This is a genomic window from Gemella haemolysans (assembly GCF_028308085.1).
In the GTDB taxonomy this organism is placed as follows: domain Bacteria; phylum Bacillota; class Bacilli; order Staphylococcales; family Gemellaceae; genus Gemella; species Gemella haemolysans_D.
The window spans coordinates 1-24,010 of the sequence record NZ_JAQMFS010000091.1 but is presented as its reverse complement, the minus strand read 5'-3'; the positions used below and the strand labels follow the sequence as shown (position 1 = coordinate 24,010).

Annotated in this window: 18 protein-coding genes, 7 tRNA genes and 1 rRNA gene; 3 read left to right on the top strand and 23 right to left on the bottom strand. The window is 31.2% G+C overall.

What is annotated here, in order from left to right; genetic code table 11:
- Window positions 1-9: 9 nt before the first annotated feature.
- The 4 genes from PNO30_RS07235 to PNO30_RS07220 all read right to left on the bottom strand — a co-directional run bounded on the left by PNO30_RS07235 (window position 10) and on the right by PNO30_RS07220 (window position 8,078).
- Window positions 10-129 (bottom strand): DNA-directed RNA polymerase subunit beta, encoded by a 120-nt coding sequence (locus PNO30_RS07235; protein ID WP_224207478.1) that lies wholly within the window; start codon window positions 127-129, stop codon window positions 10-12.
- 57 nt (window positions 130-186) lie between these two features.
- On the bottom strand, window positions 187-1,458 hold the full coding sequence (gene murA / locus PNO30_RS07230; RefSeq protein WP_048802062.1) for a UDP-N-acetylglucosamine 1-carboxyvinyltransferase: 1,272 nt from the start codon (window positions 1,456-1,458) through the stop codon (window positions 187-189).
- Window positions 1,459-1,776: 318 nt separating this feature from the next.
- The gene (locus PNO30_RS07225) at window positions 1,777-6,126 is read right to left on the bottom strand and encodes a PolC-type DNA polymerase III (RefSeq protein WP_271987708.1); all 4,350 of its coding nucleotides are present in this window, start codon (window positions 6,124-6,126) and stop codon (window positions 1,777-1,779) included.
- A 251-nt stretch (window positions 6,127-6,377) separates the two neighbouring features.
- Window positions 6,378-8,078, bottom strand: a complete 1,701-nt coding sequence (locus tag PNO30_RS07220; RefSeq protein ID WP_271964805.1) for a proline--tRNA ligase — start codon at window positions 8,076-8,078, stop codon at window positions 6,378-6,380.
- 407 nt (window positions 8,079-8,485) lie between these two features.
- Between PNO30_RS07220 and recU the strand changes: the two genes are divergently transcribed.
- Window positions 8,486-9,061 (top strand): Holliday junction resolvase RecU, encoded by a 576-nt coding sequence (recU, locus tag PNO30_RS07215; RefSeq protein ID WP_271964804.1) that lies wholly within the window; start codon window positions 8,486-8,488, stop codon window positions 9,059-9,061.
- Window positions 9,062-9,067: 6 nt separating this feature from the next.
- Complete coding sequence (locus PNO30_RS07210) at window positions 9,068-11,239, top strand: transglycosylase domain-containing protein (protein WP_271987706.1); 2,172 nt, start codon at window positions 9,068-9,070, stop codon at window positions 11,237-11,239.
- A 47-nt stretch (window positions 11,240-11,286) separates the two neighbouring features.
- Here the strand turns inward: PNO30_RS07210 and PNO30_RS07205 are convergent, their stop codons facing one another.
- The 11 genes from PNO30_RS07205 to gshAB form a co-directional block, all read right to left on the bottom strand.
- Window positions 11,287-11,958 (bottom strand): cytidylyltransferase domain-containing protein, encoded by a 672-nt coding sequence (locus tag PNO30_RS07205; protein WP_271987704.1) that lies wholly within the window; start codon window positions 11,956-11,958, stop codon window positions 11,287-11,289.
- Between the two features lie 288 nt (window positions 11,959-12,246).
- On the bottom strand, window positions 12,247-13,530 hold the full coding sequence (locus tag PNO30_RS07200; protein WP_271964801.1) for an iron reductase: 1,284 nt from the start codon (window positions 13,528-13,530) through the stop codon (window positions 12,247-12,249).
- Window positions 13,514-14,302 carry an FAD:protein FMN transferase gene (locus tag PNO30_RS07195; protein ID WP_271964800.1) on the bottom strand — a complete coding sequence of 263 codons (789 nt, stop codon included), beginning with the start codon at window positions 14,300-14,302 and terminating at the stop codon, window positions 13,514-13,516. Before PNO30_RS07195 ends, PNO30_RS07200 begins: the two co-directional genes overlap by 17 nt.
- Window position 14,303: 1 nt before the next feature.
- Entirely contained in the window at window positions 14,304-14,777 is a 474-nt protein-coding gene (locus tag PNO30_RS07190; protein ID WP_271964799.1) for an FMN-binding protein, read from the bottom strand.
- Between the two features lie 135 nt (window positions 14,778-14,912).
- On the bottom strand, window positions 14,913-15,155 hold the full coding sequence (locus tag PNO30_RS08935) for a hypothetical protein (protein ID WP_334212535.1): 243 nt from the start codon (window positions 15,153-15,155) through the stop codon (window positions 14,913-14,915).
- A 25-nt stretch (window positions 15,156-15,180) separates the two neighbouring features.
- Window positions 15,181-15,507, bottom strand: a complete 327-nt coding sequence (locus PNO30_RS07185; RefSeq protein ID WP_271964798.1) for a hypothetical protein — start codon at window positions 15,505-15,507, stop codon at window positions 15,181-15,183.
- Window positions 15,508-15,686: 179 nt separating this feature from the next.
- Window positions 15,687-16,055, bottom strand: coding sequence for a DUF956 family protein (locus PNO30_RS07180; RefSeq protein ID WP_003146809.1), 369 nt, complete (start codon window positions 16,053-16,055; stop codon window positions 15,687-15,689).
- A 79-nt stretch (window positions 16,056-16,134) separates the two neighbouring features.
- On the bottom strand, window positions 16,135-17,058 hold the full coding sequence (locus PNO30_RS07175) for a PTS system mannose/fructose/sorbose family transporter subunit IID (protein WP_271964797.1): 924 nt from the start codon (window positions 17,056-17,058) through the stop codon (window positions 16,135-16,137).
- Window positions 17,059-17,075: 17 nt separating this feature from the next.
- Complete coding sequence (locus tag PNO30_RS07170; RefSeq protein WP_271987702.1) at window positions 17,076-17,885, bottom strand: PTS mannose/fructose/sorbose transporter subunit IIC; 810 nt, start codon at window positions 17,883-17,885, stop codon at window positions 17,076-17,078.
- Window positions 17,886-17,909: 24 nt separating this feature from the next.
- Window positions 17,910-18,893, bottom strand: a complete 984-nt coding sequence (locus PNO30_RS07165; RefSeq protein WP_271964795.1) for a mannose/fructose/sorbose PTS transporter subunit IIA — start codon at window positions 18,891-18,893, stop codon at window positions 17,910-17,912.
- A 534-nt stretch (window positions 18,894-19,427) separates the two neighbouring features.
- A complete protein-coding gene (gene gshAB, locus PNO30_RS07160; protein ID WP_271987700.1) occupies window positions 19,428-21,689 on the bottom strand; it encodes a bifunctional glutamate--cysteine ligase GshA/glutathione synthetase GshB in 2,262 nt (753 codons plus the stop codon).
- A 193-nt stretch (window positions 21,690-21,882) separates the two neighbouring features.
- Here gshAB and PNO30_RS07155 point away from each other — a divergent pair, with 193 nt between their 5' ends.
- A complete protein-coding gene (locus PNO30_RS07155; protein WP_271987698.1) occupies window positions 21,883-23,175 on the top strand; it encodes a cytidine deaminase in 1,293 nt (430 codons plus the stop codon).
- A 99-nt stretch (window positions 23,176-23,274) separates the two neighbouring features.
- On the opposite strand, the gene PNO30_RS07150 is transcribed toward PNO30_RS07155, so the two are convergent.
- From PNO30_RS07150 to rrf, 8 genes are all read right to left on the bottom strand, one after another.
- A tRNA-Glu gene (locus PNO30_RS07150) sits at window positions 23,275-23,346 on the bottom strand.
- 42 nt (window positions 23,347-23,388) lie between these two features.
- Window positions 23,389-23,461, bottom strand: a tRNA-Lys gene (locus PNO30_RS07145).
- 1 nt (window position 23,462) lies between these two features.
- A tRNA-Gln gene (locus tag PNO30_RS07140) sits at window positions 23,463-23,538 on the bottom strand.
- A gap of 9 nt (window positions 23,539-23,547) precedes the next feature.
- Window positions 23,548-23,631 (bottom strand) — tRNA-Tyr (locus tag PNO30_RS07135).
- 13 nt (window positions 23,632-23,644) lie between these two features.
- Window positions 23,645-23,720 (bottom strand) — tRNA-Val (locus PNO30_RS07130).
- A gap of 7 nt (window positions 23,721-23,727) precedes the next feature.
- Window positions 23,728-23,802, bottom strand: a tRNA-Glu gene (locus tag PNO30_RS07125).
- Between the two features lie 6 nt (window positions 23,803-23,808).
- Window positions 23,809-23,885: transfer RNA gene (locus tag PNO30_RS07120), tRNA-Asn, on the bottom strand.
- A 36-nt stretch (window positions 23,886-23,921) separates the two neighbouring features.
- Window positions 23,922-24,010, bottom strand: a 5S ribosomal RNA gene (rrf, locus tag PNO30_RS07115); the annotation flags it as partial.

Here is a 24,010-nt window from a genome sequence, read left to right as displayed (position 1 = left end):
CATTTCCTCCTAATTGTATATAATATCTTTAATATGTCTTATCGGCTTTAAGCTTAAAGCGTCAAATAAACTTCCCTTACCTAGAATTGTGTAGCCTAGCAATAATCCAATATAAAAAATAATTATCATTAAGGCTATATTACGCAAGTATCTTGTTAACTTATCATTTAGTTTCATAATGAAATCCTACTCGTCTATTCTTTGAATATCTGCACCTAATTTTCTCATTTTTTCTTCGATGTCAACATATCCTCTATCAATATGATAAATGTCAATAACTTTAGTAGTTCCCGTTGCCATTAATCCCGCAATAACTAATGCCGCTCCAGAACGTAAGTCTGTTGCCCTTACAGTAGTTCCTTCTAAATGAGGTAATCCCTCAATTAGTGAACTTCTACCTTCGATTCTAATTTTAGCATTCATTCTACGTAGTTCTTCTACGTGCATAAATCTATTTTCAAAAACTGTTTCTGTAATTGTACTTGTACCATCAGCTAAAAGTGTTAATACGCACATAATAGATTGCATATCAGTTAAAAAACCTGGGTGTGGTAGAGTTTTAACATCTACAGGTTTTAAACTATCCAACTTATTACTTACACGCATAGAGTTTTCATCTACTACTTCAATGTTAACTCCCATTTCACGCATTTTACTCACTAAAGCAACATTATCTTTGTATGGAGCTCCTTTAACAAGAACATCTCCTTTAGTTGCTGCAGCCGCAATCATGTATGTTGCCGCTTCTACACGGTCTGGCATTACTGAGTATTCAGCTCCTACTAGTTTTTCAACACCTTCTACAACTAAAACAGAAGTTCCTTTTCCTTCAATCTTAGCACCCATTTTTATCAAGAAGTTAATCATATCTTCAATTTCAGGTTCTTGTGCTGCATTTACGATTGTAGTTTTACCTTTTGCTAAACAACTAGCCATAATTACATTTTGAGTTCCTCCTACACTTGGGAAATCAAAGAAGATAGTTGTTCCTTCTAATTCTTTTTCTGCACGAGCTTCTACAAACCCTGCATCCTGAATAATTGTTGCACCTAGTGCTTCAAATCCTTTTAAATGTTGATCAATTGGTCTACTTCCAATTGAACATCCTCCTGGCATCGCTACTTTAGCACTTCCTTCACGTGCTAGCATTGGACCTAAAACTAAAAATGATGCACGCATCTTACTAACAAATTCAAAAGAAGCCTCTGTTAATAATGGATTTCTCGCATCCATTTCCAATGTATTTTCATCAGGTCTATAATCTATTTTCACTCCTAGACTTTCAAATAATAATCCTATTGTTTTAATATCTGATAATTTAGGAACGTTATAAAATTTACTTGTACCCTCTGTTGCTAATAATCCAGCTGCTAATATTGGTAAAGCAGCATTCTTCGCACCAGAAACTTGTACTTCTCCTATTAAAGGTGTTCCACCTTTAACAACTATTTTTTCCAAGTTGTTTCCTCCATCTCTATATTTACATTTTATATCACATATAATACTACCACAAATTAATAAATAAATAAAGTTTGAATAATTATTTTAATATTTATTTTATTAAAAAATATAGTTTCTATTATCAAATAATGAAAAACTAATTTAAATTACATAAATGAATAATTATTATCTTCTATCATTTAAAAATCTAATTCTAAAAAAGTTATTCTACAAAAAAGGATAATTTCATAAAAAATACTTTTTATGATTTTATAATTTTGTAGAATAACACTTTTTTATTTACTTTACTCTATTTCTAATGAATAAAATTATCAATTACAGTTCATCAAAGAAAGATAATTGAGCTTTTTCAGGCAGGCCTTTTAATGTTCCCATCTCTCTTAAATACTCTACTACTGTAGATGAAACACTTCCTCGTTTCGAAAAGTCTTCAATTGAAAGGAACGATTTTTCTTCTCTCGCTTGAACTATTTTATTCGCTACGTTATCTCCAAGCCCAGGTACTATTGAAAATGGTGGAATTAAAGTATTTCCTTCAATGATATAATCATGGCTTGCTGATTTTTCTAAATCAACTTTTGAGAATGTAAAACCACGTTCCATCATTTCATTAGCTATCTCATAACTTACTAGAGCATCTTTATCTTTATTCGATAATTCATTCTTATCTGTAGTTTTTATTTCTTTAATTTTTGCTTTTAATGTTTCTGCTCCCTTAACAACGGTTATAATATCAAAATCACTCGCTCTAACTGAGTAATATGCACAGTAATATGTAAGTGGTTGATGCACTTTAAACCATGCAATTCTTAAGGCCATTAATACATATGCACATGCATGGGCTTTAGGGAACATATATTTAATTTTTTTGCATGAATCAATATACCATTCTGGTACATTATTATCAATCATCGCTTTTTCAAAATCTTCAGTGAGACCTTTACCTTTCCTAACACTTTCCATTATTTTGAAAGATAAACCTTCTTCTAAACCAGCATGTATTAAATATACCATGATGTCATCACGACATCCAATTACATCTTTAAGTTCACATGTACCATTTTTGATTAATTCTTGTGCATTACCTAACCAAACATCGGTACCATGAGATAATCCAGATATCTGAACTAACTCCGAATATGTAGTCGGCTTCGTATCATCTAACATTTGAATAACAAAGTTTGTTCCAAATTCGGGTATTCCAAAAGTTCCACTTGCTGAATCCACTTGATCTCTAGTTACACCTAGTGCCTCAACTGTTGAAAAAATACCCATTACTTCAGGATCAGATACGTCAATTGTCTTAGGATCTATTCCTGATAAATCTTGAAGTTTTCTTATCATAGTCGGATCATCGTGTCCAAGTATATCAAATTTTAAAATATTATCGTGAATAGAGTGGAAATCAAAGTGAGTAGTTCGCCATGGACTCGTTTCATCATCCGCCGGGAATTGGTACGGCGTAAAATCAAAAATGTCCATATCATTTGGAACAACTAGTATCCCTCCAGGGTGTTGACCAGTAGTTCTCTTAGAGCCTTCACATCCTGCTGCTATTCTTTCTATATCAATACTTCTTTTTTCTACTTCATTTTTCTCATAATAATCTCTAGTAAATGAATAAGCCGTCTTTTCGGCAACTGTCGATATTGTTCCCGCACGGTATACGTAATCCTCACCAAAAATTTCTTTCGTAAAGTTATGTGCCGTAGCTTGATATTCTCCAGAGAAGTTTAAATCTATATCGGGTACTTTATCCCCATTAAATCCTAGGAAAGTCTCAAACGGAATATCCTGACCGTCTTTAATCATCTTCACATCACAATGAGGACAATTTTTATTCGGAAGGTCAAATCCTGAAGCATATTCTGCATTTAAGAAGAATTCACTATGTTTACATTTTGGACAAACATAATGTGGCGCTAGCGGATTAACCTCTGTAATCTCCATCATCGTAGCAACTAATGATGAACCAACAGACCCCCTTGATCCTACAAGATATCCATCATCAAGTGATTTCTTAACTAGCTTATGTGAAATTAAATATACTACACTGAATCCATTACCAATAATAGATGCAAGTTCTTTTTCTAATCTTTTTTCTACTATTTCTGGTAACTCTTCTCCATATATTTTATGAGCCATATCATAACTTAGATTACGAACTTCTTCTGCTGCCCCTTCAATATTTGGTGTATATAACTTATCTTTTAACGGAACTACTAACTCAATCATATCGTTAATTTTATGAGTATTTTCTATAACTATTTCTTCTCTTAATTGTTCATCAAGATAAGAGAATTCTTTTAACATTTCTTCAGTCGTTAAAAATGTTGCCATGGGTTTTAAGTCTCGTGCACCAGGATTACTTTTCACCGTTAGTCTTAATATTTGTCGATAAACATGTTGATATTCATCTAAATAATAACAGTCCCCTGTTGCTACAACTATTTTTTCTTTTTTCTCTGCTAATTTTATTAATTTTTTCAGAATTTCTTCTAACTCGGCATTATCTGATATTCTTTCATTTCTTATGAAATTAGCATAATGATGTTTTGGCTGAATTTCTATATAATCGTAAAAATCAATTATATTTTCCACCTTAGCTTCTTTTGAGTTTAACAATTCTTCAAATACTTCATTATCACCATTACCACTACCGATTAATAAATCTTCACGATATTGTTCTAATAAGCTACGTGGAATTGTAGGCTTAGCTGAATTTAAATATTTAGTACAACTATAAGATACTAATCTAAATAAATCTTTCAATCCTTTTGCATTCTTAACTAAAATTGAACATGGAAAAGTTCTAGAGCGTTTATGTGCAAGTTCTAAATCAATCTTTTCATCAATCTCATTATGATATTCAATGCCAAGTTCATACAATTGATCTAACATTTTCACAAAAATCTCTGCAGTAGCTTTAGTATCATAAATTGCCCTGTGGTGTTGTACTAAACGCACTTTATATAATTTGGCTAAATTACTAAGACCATGCCTTTTAGCTTCTTTATTTTCGGCACGAGAGACAAATAACGTATCTATACTAGCATTATTCTTATTCTCTAAACCTAGTCGCTCAAAACATGTATCTAAGAAACCAAGGTCAAATTTAGCGTTGTGTGCTACTAATATGTCATCTTTATCTAACCAATTATAAAAATTAGTCATGACTTCTTTTTCTAATGGAGCATCTCTAACATCATCATTAGTAATACTCGTTAATCTTGTGATTAATTCTGAAATAGGTCTTTGTGGATTAATGTAACTTTCAAAACTGTCTATTTCAGCTCCATTTTTCACCTTAACCGCAGCTATCTCGATTAGTCTATCACGTTCGGCAGAAAGACCTGTAGTCTCAACGTCAAATACAACATAAGTAGCATCTTTTAATTTAAGATTCTTTGGGTTAGTTGTAGCAGTAATACTATCATCCATAATAAAAGCATTAAGACCATAAATAGGTTTAATATCTTTTCCTTTTGAACTTAGACAAATTTCTGGATATGCTTGAACTCCATAAGTATCAGTGAAAGCAATAGCTTCGTGTCCCCAATCCATAGCCCTAGCTATATATTCTTTCGCAGAAGAAATACCTTCTAACTGACTCATTTTTGTATGAGTATTTAACTCTATTCTTTTTTTACCACTATAATTATCTTTCTTTTCATCTTTGTGAGCAACCTCAATGGACTTCGGTTCAATAATTGTATCTCTTAAATATGGATCATTACTAACACTTCCATGAATCTTAAGCCATTGCCCTTTTTTTATTCCTTTTACTAAATCGATAAGTTCATTTCTTCTTTTATTTTGAAACTTAGAATTAGGATTATTACCAAATAGTCTTAGTATTATAGAATCACTGTAGTCAGTAAGTTTTAAGCGGTATTGACTTGAACCATTTCTATGAACAATTTCTTCAGTTCCAAAAACTTGAGCCATTATTGTTACATCGCCGGCATAACCAATAACATCCTTAATTTCAACGATATCTTCATCACGAATTTCTTGTCCATAACGAGTTCCCCCACCTCCACCGAAGGCAGCAAATTTTTTCTCAGGTTCTTTTGGTTTTCTTTCCGCATTTTTCTTATCAATTTCTTCTAGTTTTACAATTTCCTGGGAAATCTTCTCTTCCTGACTTTCTAACACCGCTTCTACATCAGTTTTAGAAAAGTTAGGAATGATATCTTTAATTGCAATACCAAGGTTAGAATAACTACTTATTATCTGATGTTTTCTCTCATTAATAAAGTTATTCCAAATAGATGGAGCCATTATCTTCATAGTTAAAACATTGTTGTTTACATCTATTTCACTAAATAAAATACTCTCTAATAAAACTTGAGATATTTCTGAAAAATTCTCTAGTATTATATATTTCCAAAATTCTTTTATTTGCTCATCAGTTACAATATTACTTGTCTTTAAACGATAATTAACAACATAATCACCCATAAAACTTTCACGTAATTTTTGTATAAGTAATGTTAATTCATCTACTGACGGCAAAGTTTCACCACTGAAATTAAATGTCCATGTCTTATTTTTATTATCTTTTTCTATATTATCTAAAGAAAAATTAATAAGTTTTGAGCCGGCTAATCTTTCTTCTAATTCTAATGTTTTAACCAATAAAGAAAAATGTTTATTACTCATGCTTCCTCCTATAGTTTTACTAAATCGACAAATTTTTATAATAAATATCGTCTAAACGAAAAAAATCCATTCATTTTGTTTCTACTTTGACAAAATGAACTAGCTTTTTAATAAGACATTATTATAAATTATCAACACAATATAATTTTATACTTATTTAAATTATACTAAAAATACCAACTAAAAACAAATGGTTATTTTCTATTAACTATTTATTTTTAATTGGTATTTATTATTTTAACTTTTTCTTATTATTTGTAGAATGCTTCTACTTTAGCTAATACATCCGCAACTTCTGTATCAACTTTTTCTAAAGTTTTTCTTTCTTTAACTTCCACGATTCCTTCACCAGCTTTTTTACCTACAACTACTTGTAATGGAATACCGATTAAATCCGCATCGTTAAATTTAACTCCAGCACGTTCTGCTCTGTCATCATAAAGTACTTCATACCCAGCAGCCGTTAACTTAGCATATAATTCTTCACTAAGTTTTACTTGTTCTTCTTTCTTAACATCTACACACACTAAGTGAACTTGATATGGAGCTACTTCTTTAGGCCAAATAATTCCTTTATCATCACTATGTTGTTCAATGATTGCTGAAATAACACGAGTTACCCCGATTCCGTAACATCCCATATAGAAGTGATTTGCACGACCATTTGCATCTAAGTAAGTAATGTCCATAGATTCTGAGTATCCTTTACCAAGTTCGAACACTTGTCCTACTTCGATACCTTTAGCAAATTTAACTGGTCCTGATAAGTCTTCAGCTAAATCTCCTTCTTCAATCATACGAAGGTCGTAGTGAGCATCGATTTCATAATCCCCTGGATTTACATTAATGTAGTGGAATCCTTTTTTGTTAGCTCCACAGCTGTGGTTGTACATATATTTAATAGCATTATCCCCGATTACTTTACAGTTTTTAATGCCAAATGGTCCCATGTAACCTACTACACTTCCCATAACTTCTTCAATTTCTTGCTCAGTTGCCATTTCTACTTCAGAAGTTCCTGTAGCTTTCATGAATTTAATATCATTAAGTTGATCGTTACCACGCATAAGAACTAAATAGAATTCTCCATCAGCTTTTAAAGCTAATGCTTTCATAGCACGGTTTACTTCAACACCACAGTATGCAGCGATTTCATCGATAGTTTGTTGATTTGGAGTTTCTAATAAACTACGATCTTTTTTCTCAAAACCAGTAGGCATAGTGTAGTTTTGTTCAACTACCGCTGCAGTTTCAATATTTGCTGCGTAATCACTCTCTTCAGTATACGCAATAGTATCTTCTCCAACTTCTGCTAAAGCTTGAAACTCATGAGTATAGCTTCCTCCGATATTTCCAGAATCAGCTTTTACCGCACGATATTTAAGTTCAAATCTATCAAAAATATTACTGTAGGCTTGATAATAATCTTTATAAGTTTCTCTTAAAGATTCTGGTGTATCGTGGAAAGAATAACCATCTTTCATGATGAACTCTTTACAACGTAATAAACCTAAACGTGGACGAATTTCATCACGGAATTTAGTTTGAATTTGGTATAAGTTCACTGGAAGTTGTTTATATGAAGTTACCATGTTACTAACTGTTTGACAGATAATTTCTTCAGCGGTTGGACTTAATGCATACCCAGCATTTTTTCTGTCTGTAACACGAATTAACTCGTCTCCCATTTTGTTCCAGCGACCAGATTTTTTCCAATATTCATCTGATTGTAAAATTGGCATTAATAATTCTACAGCACCAATTTTTTCGTGTTCTTCTCTTATAACTTTTTCAATTTTTTGAATTACTTTAGTAGCTAAGGGAAGATGAGTGTAAACTCCTGCAGATACCTGCTTCACCATCCCCGCTTTAATAAGCAACTTGTGACTTGTTGCTTCTGCAGAGGATGGTACTTCTCTTGTTGTTGGAATAAATGTTCTTGATTGTCTCATAACAATACCACCTCTCATTTTTAAAATTACTTATATTATACCACAAAACTTATGATTTTTTTCAAATAATTTCACTTTTTTATAAATATATTACTGTATTACATAGCTGTAATTTATTATTATTAAATTTTAAATATTACATTTAAAACTATAATCAGTGTTACTTTCACTTTCTATTGTAATTTTTTATTAAACACTTACTCATGAATTTAATACTGTTATATATCTTTTTTTACTACACTAATAGCGATTTTCATTATTACTAATTTATCAACACTTTTTATCTTTATCTTCTGTTATTTCTTTTTCAAGATTTTTTCGAAAATATTATATTTTTAGTTGTTAGTAATTTAATTTTTTCTAATAATATAGTATAATAAATAAGATAATTATTTATGGAGGGATATATGTTTAATTATCCTAATAAAAAAGGTAATTTTATTCAAAAAACTAAGTATTCTAATAGAGGGATGGAACTTGAAGAGGATATAAATTTTGCGAATAAATATTATTTAAATAATGACATAGCCGTAATTCATAAAAAACCAATTCCTATTCAAATTGTTGAAGTTAATTATCCTAGTAGATCTAGCGCCATGATTACTAAAGCATTCTATAAAACACCTTCTACTACGGATTACAACGGTCTTTGGAATGGAAAATATATTGATTTCGAGGCAAAAGAAACTAATTCAGCCACTTCGTTTTCTCTAAATAATATCCATGATCACCAAATCGAACATATGCAAAAAATTTTAAATCACGGTGGAATAACTTTTATCATAGTTCGTTTTAAAAAGATAGATAGAACCTTTATTTTACCTTTTAAAAATTTTATTTTCTTTCATAATCGAGCTAATAACGGAGGAAGAAAATCAATAAAGCTTAGTGAATTTGAAGAATCGGCATTTGAATTATCATTCAACTATAAAATAAGATTAGATTATTTAAATATTATAAAAAATAATGAAAGTGAGTTTTAATAACAGATGAAAACTTTGTTTAAATATATAAGTTCAATCTTTTTTTCAATCTGCTTAGTATTATTCTTTGTTGTTATGATACTATTTGCACGTGAATTAAGAGATGTTCCTGATATTACTCAGGCAAACTTACAAGATCCTTTATCATCGGAAATCTATGATAAAAATCTTAATTTAATCGCTACTGTCGGAGCTGAAAAAAGAGAATATGTATCATTAGAAGATATCCCTAAAAATATAACTGATGCGGTTCTTTCAACAGAGGATACAAGATTCTATTCTCACCTTGGGATCGATCCTATTCGTCTTATCAAAGCAGTTCTTGTTAACATACGTTCTAATTCTGCTCAACAAGGTGCTAGTACAATAACTCAACAAGTAGTAAAAAATTCATTACTTACATCAGATAAATCGTTACAACGTAAAATTCAAGAAGCATACTTATCTTTAAAATTAGAAAATAAATACTCTAAAAAAGATATATTAGAAATGTATATGAACAAAATATACTATTCTGATGGACAATACGGTATAAAAACAGCTGCCAAGTATTTCTATAATAAAGAATTAGATCAGTTGACTTTACCACAAGTTGCTCTTTTGACTGGTATGCCTCAACAACCAATATTATATAATCCTTACGATTATCCTGAACAAGCTAAAGAACGACGCGATACTGTATTATATGCACTTTTAAGTAATGGAAAAATCTCAGAAGATGAATACAATAATGCAGTTAATACACCAATTACTGAAGGTATTGTAAGCAAAACAAAAGAAGAAAGAGCTAATCAACACACTTATAATCCTAAGTTTGCTGCTTACATAGATCAAATTACTAAAGAATTAAAAGAAAATAAAAACTTTGAAAATGTTAAAGATCCATTGTCTATGGGACTAAAAGTTTATACTAACTTAAATCCCGAATTACAAATGTATGTTCAAGATATGTTAGACAATCAATCTTACCCGATGACACCGCATGCTTCTCAAGCCGCTATTTCTGTTCTTGATACTAAAACTGGACTTGTTGAAGCTATCGGTGGAGGAAAAAATTATAAAGCTGGTGGTTATAACTTCGCAGTAGACGCACGTGTACAACCTGGTTCATCAATTAAACCTCTAATCGACTATGCTCCTGGGATAGAATATTATGGTTGGGACCCACAAACAACATTTTCTGATACACCATATAAAATAGCTGGAACTGAGTTTTATATTCAAAACTGGGATAGAATTTATCATGGAACAGTGCCTATGACTCGAGCAGTGTCTTGGTCTTACAATATTCCCGCAGTACGCGCTTTCGAATCTGTAGGATATGAAAGATCTAAACTTTTTGCTGAAAGATTAGGAATACCTGTAACTAAAGATGAACCTACTACAGCAATCGGTGGTAATGTTGATGGAGTTTCAACTTTACAAATGGCTGGAGCCTTTGCTTCATTCGGTAATAAAGGTTACTATAACAAACCTTCTACTATTGTAAAAGTATTTAATGCTAATGGTAAAGAATTGGTAAATATTAAGTCTGAGCCTGTAAAAGCAATGTCTGAGGAAACAGCTTATCTTATGACAAACGTCTTAAAAGGAGTTTTAACTGAAGATGGAACATCTCCTAATGGTAAAATTCCAAACTTTGACATGGCTGGTAAATCTGGATCTAGTACCTTCGATGACACCGCATATTACAACTATGGAATTGATGTAGTTAATTCTACAAAAGATAGCTGGATGATAGGTTATACCACTGACTATACTGTTGCAGTTTGGCAAGGAGCTGATGTAGTCGATTCAGCTGCTAAAGCTTTATCTTATGAGCAAGCAAAAACAACCCAAGTTATAATGGCAAATGTTATGAAGAAAGCTTCAGATAATAAAGTTCCTGCAGCATTTGAAAAACCAGCAGGAATCGAGTCGAAAAATGGAGTTGAATACGCTAAAGAAAGAAATAAAGAAACAGACTATATGTATGCTGGTAGTGATCGTGATGCTGTTTATCAAGCAGCACTTGCACAAAAACAACGTGATAATCGTTCTGCATTAACATCAGTATTTAATTCACTAACAAACTCAGCTACTAGAGCAACTATAAATCAAGGTACAGCAAATTCAAGAGCTTCTGCTAACAATACAGCAGGATCAACTAGAGCCGCCCAAAATAATCGTAGGCGATAAAATAAAAGAATCGTAAGAAATAAAAATTTCTTGCGATTCTTTTATTATTAATTCATAATTTTCTTATATATACTCTCACAGATAAAAAAATCTAACTCATCATCAATATCATAACTATATATTTTTTCCATCTTAAATACTTTTGTTCTTTTTGAATAAAATGTTTTATCCCTTAAATAATTGTCTTTTGTTGACATCCATATTGAACCATTTGGATAAATATTGACCGGTTCATCCTGTCTTCTGTAATCACCACCATGCCTTGAAGGTATCAAATACCCATCATTTTCATCCATAAATAAACTTTTATTTAATCTATAATTACTAAATGACACTAAATGGTCACAGTTTTCAAACAAATCAAAAGCATCTAGTATATGCTCTTTCTTTCTTATAGGCGATGTGACTTGCAAATTTATAAATATAAAATTTTCTTGTATGTCCTTAAATAAATAATTCAATGTATCAAATGTCGTTGAAGAATCTAGTGAAACATTTTCATCACGAATCTTATAAATACATTTCTCACCATATTCTTCTCTACAAACATCTAAATATTCTTCTGAATCAGAAGATATCCAAACTTCATCAAACTTGCCACTTTCCAATGCCACATCTATAGTATGAAAACATAATGGTCTTCCACAAAATAACTTTATATTTTTGTCTACTAGACCTTTTGAACCTTTTCTTATTAATATAATTCCAATTTTTTTCAAGTTTATCCTACTTTCTTATGATGTTTTATCATTAATTATTATAACACCATAATGCATTTTAGACTATACGATTATATAACAAATAAAAAAGGGTTGCCCCAAAAGTCCTAAATTTTAAAAAAGTGTATATGATAACTCATAGACGCAGTGGTTTATTGACATCTAAATTCGCTTTATGAAAGCTTTTTAGATATCTAATAACCTGTTGCGGGGGTGACTCGACAAAATCTTGTTTCTTCGAAATCACGATTTTTGAGTCGCTCCCACACAACCTTATTAATCTCTATGTTAGAAATTAAATCCTTCATAGAATATTCTATTTTTTCCTATCCCTTTTTCTTTTAATAGTTTTTCATATGAAATATTCATCACCATTGGGCCTGCAATAATATAATTATAGTCATCTCCAATTGGTAAATTATCACTTAATTGTTCAGAAGTAAACCTCCCATTTTGACAATGTGATTTAAAATTACTTCTTTCATTCCATAATTCAAATTTTTCTTGATATAATAATTTCTTATCTTTTTTTACAGTATATAAAAATGTAATATCTTTATCATCAAACTTATCTGCTAATCCAAGTAAAGGAACTACACCAATCCCTCCTCCAATAAGAACAAACTTTTCATTCTTATCAGATTTTTCTATCATTGAACTTAAGACTCCATATCCTCTTGTTAAATTAACTTTTTCTCCTACTTCTAAATTAGATAGATTTTTAGTAAAATCTCCTACTCCTTCTATCGACATTTGAACATATCCATCACGTTCTGGAATATTTAAAATAGAAAATGGATGAGGTTCTTTCATTCCTTTTACATTAGGAAAGGAAATAAATGCAAAATCTCCCGCTTCTATTTTTCTTAAAACTGATTTACTAGTAGTTATTGTTAATTCAGTTATATTATTGTCAACTTTTCTCACATTTTTCAAAATACCAACTTTAACATTTAAGTATTTATTATATGCATAGTACCCATATACTCCAAACGCTATAACAGTGTATAAAATAACTAATACTGTAAATGAAACTATACTTCTAATATAAGGAATCAGAAGTACATGTAAAAATGCAAGTAACGCAGCTACTAAATTAAGCCTATGTATCCACATAGATAATTCATGTTTAAATATTTTTTCTAATGCTTTCTTTATTTTCATCAAAATACTAATCCTTGAAGTTAACCAACCTGCCATAAAAACAAGAGAATAGACAATTATTGCCATAAATATATACATTGCCCACTCACCAGTTAATTTTATAAGGCCTGACGACTTTAGTAACTGATCATGCAAGTACATAAAAATTACAGCAAAAATTGCAGTTACTCCATGAATTATATACATATCTGGTAAACCTATTATTCTATCTAACCATTTAGGTTGAGTCGATAAGAATATTGCTGAAAGCATCCATGAATATGCAAATACTCCTAAATTAATCGCTAATACTCTACTTCCAAATACCTCAGGTAAACCATTTCCTACTGTTATTATTAATGGTAATGGTATCGTTAATAGTACTATTAACCAAATCATATTAAATATAAATTTATGTTCTCTCAACATCCGTTATTTTTCCTTCCTCAAATACTCTTTTAATTCCCTCTTTTGTTAACAAAATTCCAGTCAATTTATTTTTTTCTACAAATTCACTCCAAACATTTTTATTGGATACTATACCCACTGTTGCCATTACATCTACATCTGATAAGTATCTTCCAATAACTGTAACTTGGATATGCTCAATATCATTCTCACTTTTAATATGCTGGCCTTTTTTATTAATCCCCGAGGTTGCCACCGCTCCATTTTTTATACTGTATCTAGCTATTATCTTTTCTCTATCCTCAGGATTTTCTATCCCTATTTCCCAAGAAAAATCACTATCAAGACTAGTACCTACTTGCATATCTCCAGCTCCATTAATTGCACCAGCTTCTATAATATTATTATCAATTAATGGCTTAATATATTTCATAAAAACAGTTTCTATAGCCCAACCTTTAACAAGTCCTGTCGGATTATATTTTCCTTCAAAAAACGGATCAAATAAGCCTCGCGTCTCTTTTTTTGCTAAAATTGAACGGCTATACACTTCTTGATATTCTAAATCAAAAAAATTTTCTTGTAAAACTTCACCTAAATCGGTATGCCTACTAACCAAACTATCAGTCAGAAATGGTGAAAATTTTTCTTCTACTTTTTTCAAATATTTATCAATCTCATCGATAACTTGATTCAATACCTCTATTAAAGTTTCATCGAAATTATTCTTTACAAAAGCAATTGTAAAAGGCATATTCATTTTTTTTAAAACATAAGTTTTATACTTAACCATCTTATTTAGCCTTATTTAATGCATCCTGTAATGAACCTTTGAATCCTTCAAAAGTTTCAGACGCTCCTGATACTAATGCAATATCACTACTCTGTGCTTCTATCGCTTCTTCAACATACTTAGGAAGCGCCGTCTTATTAATACTTTGTGAAAATTCTTCATCTGGTTGAAGTAGTACATTTACATTAGAAATCTTCCCACCTTTAACAACAACACTTACTTGAAAATCACCTTTATTTGTTTTAGTTACTGCACCTGTGTACGTACCATCTTTATACGTTATACCTTCTTTTTTTGAAGAAGTTGTACTATTTGTTGTATTTTTTGATTCTTTATTTTCTGATTGGTTAATGTTCTGCGTTTTTTGATTTGATGGTGTAGTTTGTATACTTGGTTTCACAAAAGTATAATACCCTGCTGTTAAAGCAGATGCACCTACTACTCCTATTAATGCTGTTTTCTTTATTTTACTCATGTTATCTCTCCTTTATTTTCTATGCTTTTAAGGATAATATACCATATTTTTAATATATGACCTACTAAATTGCATTAATAAATATTATATTATTTCTAACTAAATTATAGCTGATGTGAAAATTACAGAATCATATCAAAATTTTTTCATTTTAGTTAACATAATTTTAAAATAAAAAATCTTTAGAGATATTTTTTTACCTCTAAAGATTTCTTTTTTATTTCTTCGGTCTTGTTTCTGGAAATCTAAAAACAAAAATAATATAACAACCAAAGCAGCTCCCATATTGTATGCTGCGGTAATGATTGCACTTGTCATTATTTTCTTATCATTTGGTATAAATTTCGACACAAATGAATTTATGAAAACTATAATCATTAATCCACCAAATGCCATTATCATTCTAGATATTGTATATATGAGTGAATATAGCAAAAAATGAAAAACATAGACAGAATAATGCTAACAGTACAGCTTTTCTTGGATGTAATCTAATCAAAATAAATGCTGCTAATGAATTAGCTATAATTCTAACAATTGTAATTGTATAGTTAACAACCTCAGATATTATAGGTGATACTTTCTCACCATTAAAATAATGATCTGTAATTTGTTTCGATAAATTTGATCCTGCTACCCAGTTTGTAGCAGATACTACATATGCTGTAATTATCAATGCAAACATAATTATACCTTGCCTTCGAGTAGGAGAATTTGATGATAGTTCCATCTATTTACCTCTTTCTTTCTCTTTTAAAATTAGTACACCTATAAGATATTATAATACTATTTCTAAAATACTATATTCGTTTAATATAAATATTCATAAAATACAAGAAAAATACGCTGTTTACATTGCTTTTTCATGAAAATATTTTTAAAATTAAAAAAAAGACTAATATCAGAGTATTAATCTTTTTTTCTAAATAATTTTTTTAATGATAATACTGGTTTATTCCTTACTATCTTGTCATTACCAATAAATTCTCTCATTTCTTTTAAACACTTTCCAGAATTTTTGACTATAAAATTGAAACTTCCAGCTCTTTTTGTATCGATAAAAAATCCTCTGATATATTTATCTCTAAAAAACATCTGTGCTCGTACTTTTTCAATCTCAGCCCAAGGTATTTGAATATAATCCTCTGGATTTCTATGATTATAGAACTCAAAAGCTTTATCTCCTACCATCACATCTCCATGCTTGTTTCCAATTGATCCAGTAAGACAATTAGCTTTCGTTGTATAAACTACCTTAGTATTCATAGATACTACCATACCTAACACCTCCACTCTATTTTGTTTACTAATTTTAAAAAGGAAGTTGAGACATCTTGCCTCAACCTCCTATGCTTTATTACATTACACCTGCTACGTGAGCAATGACACCTAATGCGAATAATCCGAAGATTATTACTACTGGGCTTACTTTACGTTTTAATAACCACATACATGCGAATGTTAATAATAACGCTGCAAATCCAGGAATAAGTTGATTTAAGTTATCTTGTAATGTTGTAACTTTTTCTGGTGTTAATGAGAACTTACCACTTGTTGCTTTTGTAACAATATCTTGTAATACTTCACCAGTAATGTGTGTTCCTTTTTCTGGGAAATGAATAAATGCTTTTTCATCTAACTGTACTTTAGAAACTACTAATGGGAAACTGATATTAGTCCAACGTTGAACTAAGATACCCATTACGAACATCCCAAGGATTGAAGCTCCTTTTGTAATTGTTTGTAAAATACCACCAGAAAGGTCACTTGTAATTTCAGAACCTTTTTTATAACCGAACTCTTGTGTGTACCATAAGAATCCAATACGGATTAAGTTCCATGCAATAAAGAAGAATAATGGTGCAATAATTGAACCACCAGTTGCTAATGAAGCTGCGATAGCTCCAAGGATAGGACGAACTGTAAACCAGAATACTGGATCCCCAATACCAGCTAATGGTCCCATCATACCAACTTTAACCCCTTGGATTGCCGCATCATCGATATCAGCTCCATTTGCTTTGTCTTCTTCTAAAGCAAGTGTAACCCCTAGGATAGGTGCTGCAATGTATGGGTGAGTGTTAAAGAACTCTAAGTGACGTTTTAATGCTTGAGTAGCATCTTCTTTGTTTGGATATAATTTTCTAAGTGCTGGGATTAATGAGAATGCCCAACCACCATTTTGCATACGTTCATAGTTCCATGAACCTTGAAGGAACTGAGAACGTAACATTACGCTACGACGATCTTTTTTACTTAATGTAATTTTTTTCTCTGACATTTTGTAGTTCCTCCTTCTTAATAATCGTTTAAGATATCACCTAGTGGATCTCCAGATGAAGTATTTCCACTACCGCCTCCACCTTTATTTTTAGAAAGGTTAAGGTAAATAATTGCTAAACATAATCCAATGATACCAGTTGCAATTAATGTTAATTCATTAATTGGTGCTAATGCAAATCCTAAGAAGAAGAATGGCCATACTTCTTTTGTTGCCATTAGGTTAATAACCATTGCAAACCCAACTGCAACTACCATTCCTCCACCGATTGCCATACCTTCAGTGAACCATTTTGGTAATGCTTCAAGAGCTTTTTGAACTGCAGATGATGGAATGAACATTAATAATCCTGCTGGAATAGCAACACGTAATCCTTGAGCTGCAAGAGCTACATAGTGCCAAAATTCAACTCCACGGAAGTTTCCTTGCTCTGCTGCACGGTCAGCTTGGTGAACGATAACTACTGATAGTGTACGAACTACCATAGTAAGTACTAGACCAACTGTAGCTAAAGTAACAGCTGTTGCAATTGCAATAATACGTCCTTCAGCTGAGAAGTCACCAGCTTTAATGAAAATAATAGCAGATGCTACTGATGCTAAAGCTGCATCTGGAGCAACCGCAGCCCCAATATTAGCCCATCCAAGCGCTAATAATTGAAGAGCTCCACCTAAAATAATACCTTCTGATAAATGTCCTGTTGCTAAACCGATTAAAGAACAAGCAATAATTGGTTGATGGAATTGGAATTGGTCTAAGATACTTTCCATACCTGCTAAAAACGCAACAACAAGGACTAATATAACTGCTAGAATACTAAATTCCATAGTGTCCTCCTAATAACTATTAAATTATAATTTTAAACCTTCGCTAGATTTAGCTTCAATAAGTTTGAATAAATCTGACGGTGAATCGTTAGATACTTTACGTACATCAAATTTAACACCTAAATCACGAAGTTTTTTGTATACTTCTACATCTTCTTGATCTAATGATAATACGTTGTTAATTTGAACTTTACCAACTGAGTGAGCCATAGAACCAATGTTTAATTCTGGAATCTCTACTCCTTTTTCAATTACTGCAAGAGCATCTTGTGGTGTTTCAAATAATAATAATGCTTTTGTATCACCAAAACGTGGATCATTATAAACTTGAACAAGTTTATCTAATGGAATTACGTGTGCACGAACTCCTGGAGGAGCTGCTTGCTCAATTAGTTTTTTACGTAATTCGTCTTTTGATACTGAATCTGAAACTACAATAATTCTGTTTGGATGAGTTGCTTTTGTCCAGTTAGTTGCAACTTGTCCATGTAGTAGACGAGTATCGATACGGGCTAATACAAAATCGATTTTCCCATTTCCTAATACTGTACCTTCAGGAATTTCTCCTTGAGGTGCTACTGTTGTACTTTCAGCTACAGCTGCTTTAGGTTGTAGTTCTTCAGGACGAACTTTAACCCCATCAATAGCTGTTGGTGTGATTGCTTTTGCAATCTCGTGAGCTGTTGTCATAGTGAATCTACTAGCATATGCTTCGATAAGCATTGGTAAGTTTAATCCTGCTACGATTGCTCTTTTCTCTGGTGCTTCTTCAAATAACTTGTTAGCTTGGTTAAATGGACTTCCACCCCAAAGATCGACAAGGAAAAGAATTTCTTCAGAATCTACTTTAGCAATAGCTTCTTGAAGTTTTCTTTGCAAGTCTTCAGGTCCTTCACTTGGCATAAATACAACTGATTCTACTTTTTCTTGTTCACCAAAAATCATAGAACCTGATTGTTTAATTCCAGCAGCGAATTCACCGTGACTCGCGATGATAATTCCTACCATCTTAGTACCTCCTTTTATATAATACTTATTTTATTATGACGTGTATACCTTTGCATACAAATAGATTATATCATTTATTAATTTTTTTGTAAATGTTTTAGTTTCTTACTTTACAAATACTGAAATCGATTTCTATTTTATAAGATAAGATATAAAACATATTTTTTTTTATTATTTAATTATAAAAAGTATTAATATAGCTTTCGTAAGTTAAATTAAGTCATATTTTAGTCACTCTATATGTGAATTTTTATTTTAAAAATAATGGTATGAAAATATTATTTTCAATCTTTCATAATATTCTTTGTATTTTTCTAAAATATAAAAATGGGAGTGACTCAAAAATCGTGATTTCAAAGAAATCGATTTTGTAGAGTCACCCCCGCACAGGTTATTAGATATCTAAAAAGCTTTTATAAAGCGAATTTAGATATCAATAAATCACTGCGTCTATGAGTTCTCATATACACTTTGTTAAATTTTATGACTTTTGGGTAAGCCCTATTCATTAACTATTTATCAATTATACTTGTATTATTTAATGTTTCTTTCCGGGAATAACATTTTCAGTACATTTAGTGATAATCTTCTTGACTTACCTGAATGTGGATAGATATGCATCATCATCATAGGATTAAAATTAGCCTCAATAACACCGTAATTTTCTCCATTTATTTCTTCTGTTATATCTGGAATAATCAAGTCAACTCCACATACTTTAGCCATCATAGCATCAGTAATTCCTACAGCTAATTTTTTATAACTTTCATGAACAGCATCTGTCTTATCTACAGAATCTCCACCTGTGCTTATATTAGAGTTTTCTCTAAGATATGCAACCTTGTTTTCTGGTAATATTGAATCGAAGTTTAATCCTTGTTCAGCTAATTGTAGTTTTTCAATCTCTCCTAATTCAATTTTTTTCAGTGGAGTTTTTTTTGCGTCTCCTCTTAATGGATTAGAATTTTTTATCTCAACTAATTCTCTAATTGTATGTTTTCCATCACCAACTACATTGGCAGGAACTCTTAATAATACAGCTTCTGTTTTTCCTTCTATTACAAAAAATCTATACTCTATTCCTTCTATAAATTCTTCAATTAATATATCTTTATCTTCTTTTAACGCAAATTCTACAGCTTTTGAATAGTTTTCTAACGAATTTGTTCCATTTTTAAATATCGTTATACCTAAGCCAAAATTAGTGCTTTTTGGTTTTATAACTATTGGTTTATTTTTTATATAATTAAACTTCTGAATTGCTTCATCTAAACTAGATACCTCATATCCTTTAGGTACTCTAAAACCTTTTTCAGCAAGAACTTTTTTTGTTACTACTTTATTTTCCATAATTAATGGAGAGATATAACTATCTTTACTCGTCATATTTCCATTTTTTACATATTCAATATGATCTTTATTTTCTAAACGAATAAATTGATCATTTTCATCAATTACATCTACTTTAATTCCATTTTTTATAGCATCTTCTATTACCGCCTGTGTAGAGAGTTCCATGTTAGCAAAAGCACTTAATGAATAATATTCTCTTAATGCCTCTTCTTTATATTTTTTAGCAAGTTCGATACCAACTCTAGACATATTGTTATCTTTTTCATACTCAGCTAATAACTTAGCTCCTAGAGTATTTTTTGGATTTTGTAGTTCATCTATTTTTTCATCGATTAATTTAATATCATTGTCAAATAAACCTAATTCCTTAACTAATTCTTTCATTTGACTTAATAACCATATTCCTTCTTCCTCATAAGGAACATTTTCATATGGATGAGTTAATGCGACATTTTCACTATACTCATAACCTAATGATTCTGAAGTTTCTTTATTCACTTCATCTAACCAAACTAATGTTTTTAGGAATAAATGAACAAATCTTATATCTTTTTCTAAAATACCAAAAGGTGCAAATGGATTTAAATCGAAAAGACGGAATTCCATATATTTAATACCTTCTTTAGGAAATTTCACGATAGTATCAGCACCTCTAAAACGAACACTAGAGTAAAATTCTTTTTCAGCTATTAGATTGCCATTTTTCACATAACCTGTAATATCTTCAATATATTTTTCTAATGAACTATACGATACTTTAATATCATCATCGTTAACATAGCCAAAGCGACTAGTACGTAAACTCCTCACATAATGATCAGGTTCAATTCCATTTGTAAAATACTTATCTTCAGCTAATGGAGAAGCTCCATATAGGTATATCAATATCCATTGGTATCTAATAAATTGCCTAGCTAATTTTAAATAAATTTCATTTTTTACACTAACTAAATCTTTCTTAGTAATTTCTGAAATTTTCTCCATAAACTTATCATCAAGTTGGAAATTATAGTGAATTCCTGAAACCATTTGTTTGTATTTCCCATATTTTTTTACTAAATACTCCCTATACTCTACATCAAATTTATTCTCAAATTGAGCAACTCTTATATCCTTTTCATCCGGTAAAATTGCTGGAATACTTAATGGCCATATGAATTCATTAGCAGGTATATTTTTAAGTGTAACCTCATGAACTGCATTTAATACTCTAAGTACAGATTTTTCACTGTTTTCTGGGGTTGTAATAAGTTCAACTTGTGATTCAGCAAAATCTGTCTGTATATATGGATTTTCATGACGTACTCCAAATACTTTTGGATGATCTGTTTTTGAAATCGTACCATCTTTTAAGATACGTTGTCCCTCTTTTTCTAAACCAATTTTTACATTAGTAAATATCTCTTCTAAATTATTATCTTTAATTAAATCTCTAATTATCATATTCTATCACTCTCTACATACAATCTAGTTACATTCTATCTTATCATAAATATACAATTTATAATAGAAATTAAACTCAAAGCAAAGTATATTATTACAAACACTTACAATATACTTCCTCTTATGTTATAATCAAATTACACTGAAGAAAGGGGTATGAAATTCGATAAACAATCGTATTTCTTATAATTACATGATTAAATTAATTGCTAGCGATATGGATGGCACTTTACTAAATAGTGACCACAAAATCCCAAAAGAAAATATAGAACTTATAAAATTTGCACAAAAAAATGGAATTCAATTTGTAGTGGCGACCGGAAGAGCCTATTATGAAGCATTACCAGCATTAAAAAATGAAAATATAAAATGTGATGTTATAAGCTTCAACGGAGGAATAATATACGATAAGAATGGGAATATAATTAATATTACTCCAATGAAATTAAAAGATTTATACTATACAATTGAAATTTTAAAAAGTTTAGAAATAAGCTATCAACTTTATACAAAAAATACCATTTATACAAATAGTATAGAAACTGATATAACTGCATATATCGATCTAATACGAGCAAATGGCGAAGAACCAAACGAACAGCACTTAAGACAAGAAGCTAGAAATAGACTTGCATTAGGACATATTACAGAAGTTGATAATATAGAGTTATACTTAAATCAAGAAAATAATCCTGCTATTAAAGTAATAGGTATATCAAATGATTTAGAAAAATTAAAACATGCTACTGAACTTCTTTCAGGAAATGATAATATTAGTGTTACATCATCAGGTGCTAATAACATCGAAATTATGGACAAAAAAGCAACGAAAGGCGAGGCATTAAAAATAGTCGCTGATATACATGATATCAACTTAAAAAATGCTATTGCTATAGGTGATAATCTTAATGATCAAGCCATGCTAGATATAGTTGAATATAGTATTGCAATGAAAAATGGAAATAAAGATTTACAGAAAACTTCTAAAATTATCACTGAGAAAACAAATTCTGAAGGTGGCGTTGCTGATTCAGTTATGAAATTATTAAAGGAAAAAAATGAATTCTACGAAGATATAAATCAAACACTAGTAGAAGCCGCTATAGAAGCTACAAAATTTGCGTACGTTCCATATTCAAACTTTAAAGTTGGTGCAGCAATACTCGCAGATAATGGAAAAATATACACTGGATGTAATATAGAAAATGCAAGCTATTCTCCTACTAACTGTGCAGAAAGAACTGCAATATTCAAAGCTGTTAGTGAAGGTGTAACAAAATTTAAAAAAATAGCAGTCGTAGGTGGTCCTAATGGGAATTTAGAGAATTACTGTCCACCTTGTGGAGTATGTCGACAAGTTATTTCGGAATTTGCAGATGAAGAATTTGAGTTAATTCTAGGAACATCAAAAAATAAATATGAAGTATACAACTTTTTTGAAGAAGTATTACCACTTAGCTTCACAGCAAAAGAATTAAAAAAATAAAATTAAAGAGCAATTCTAGTATAAATAGACTTGCTCTTTAATCTTTATAAAACTTAATTATAAAAAAAAGTCGTAACAAAAGTTACGACTTGGTTAAGATGACCCGTACGGGATTCGAACCCGTGTTACCGCCGTGAAAGGGCGGTGTCTTAACCACTTGACCAACGGGCCAAAAATATAAAAGGCTAATTAATTAGCCTTTTATTAAATTAATGAGCCATGAAGGACTCGAACCTTCGACCCTTTGATTAAAAGTCAAATGCTCTACCAACTGAGCTAATGGCTCATGGCTGGGATACCTGGATTCGAACCAGGGGAATGACGGAGTCAAAGTCCGTTGCCTTACCGCTTGGCTATATCCCAATATTAGAATGGTGGGAAGAAGTGGATTCGAACCACTGAACCCTAAGGAGCGGATTTACAGTCCGCCGCGTTTAGCCTCTTCGCTATCTTCCCGGCTTATTTAAAATGGTGGAGGTTAACGGGATCGAACCGCTGACCCCTTGCTTGTAAGGCAAGTGCTCTCCCAGCTGAGCTAAACCTCCGTTCAAATGGTGACCCGTACGGGATTCGAACCCGTGTTACCGCCGTGAAAGGGCGGTGTCTTAACCACTTGACCAACGGGCCAAAAAATGGCTCCACAGGCAGGACTCGAACCTGCGACCCTCTGATTAACAGTCAGATGCTACTACCAACTGAGCTACTGTGGAATAATAAGTCTAATGCATTAGCAATAGACCTCAAAAGCCTGGCAACGTTCTAGTCTCACAGGGCGTAAGCCCAACTACATTCGACGCTAAAGAGCTTAACTTCTGTGTTCGGTATGGGTACAGGT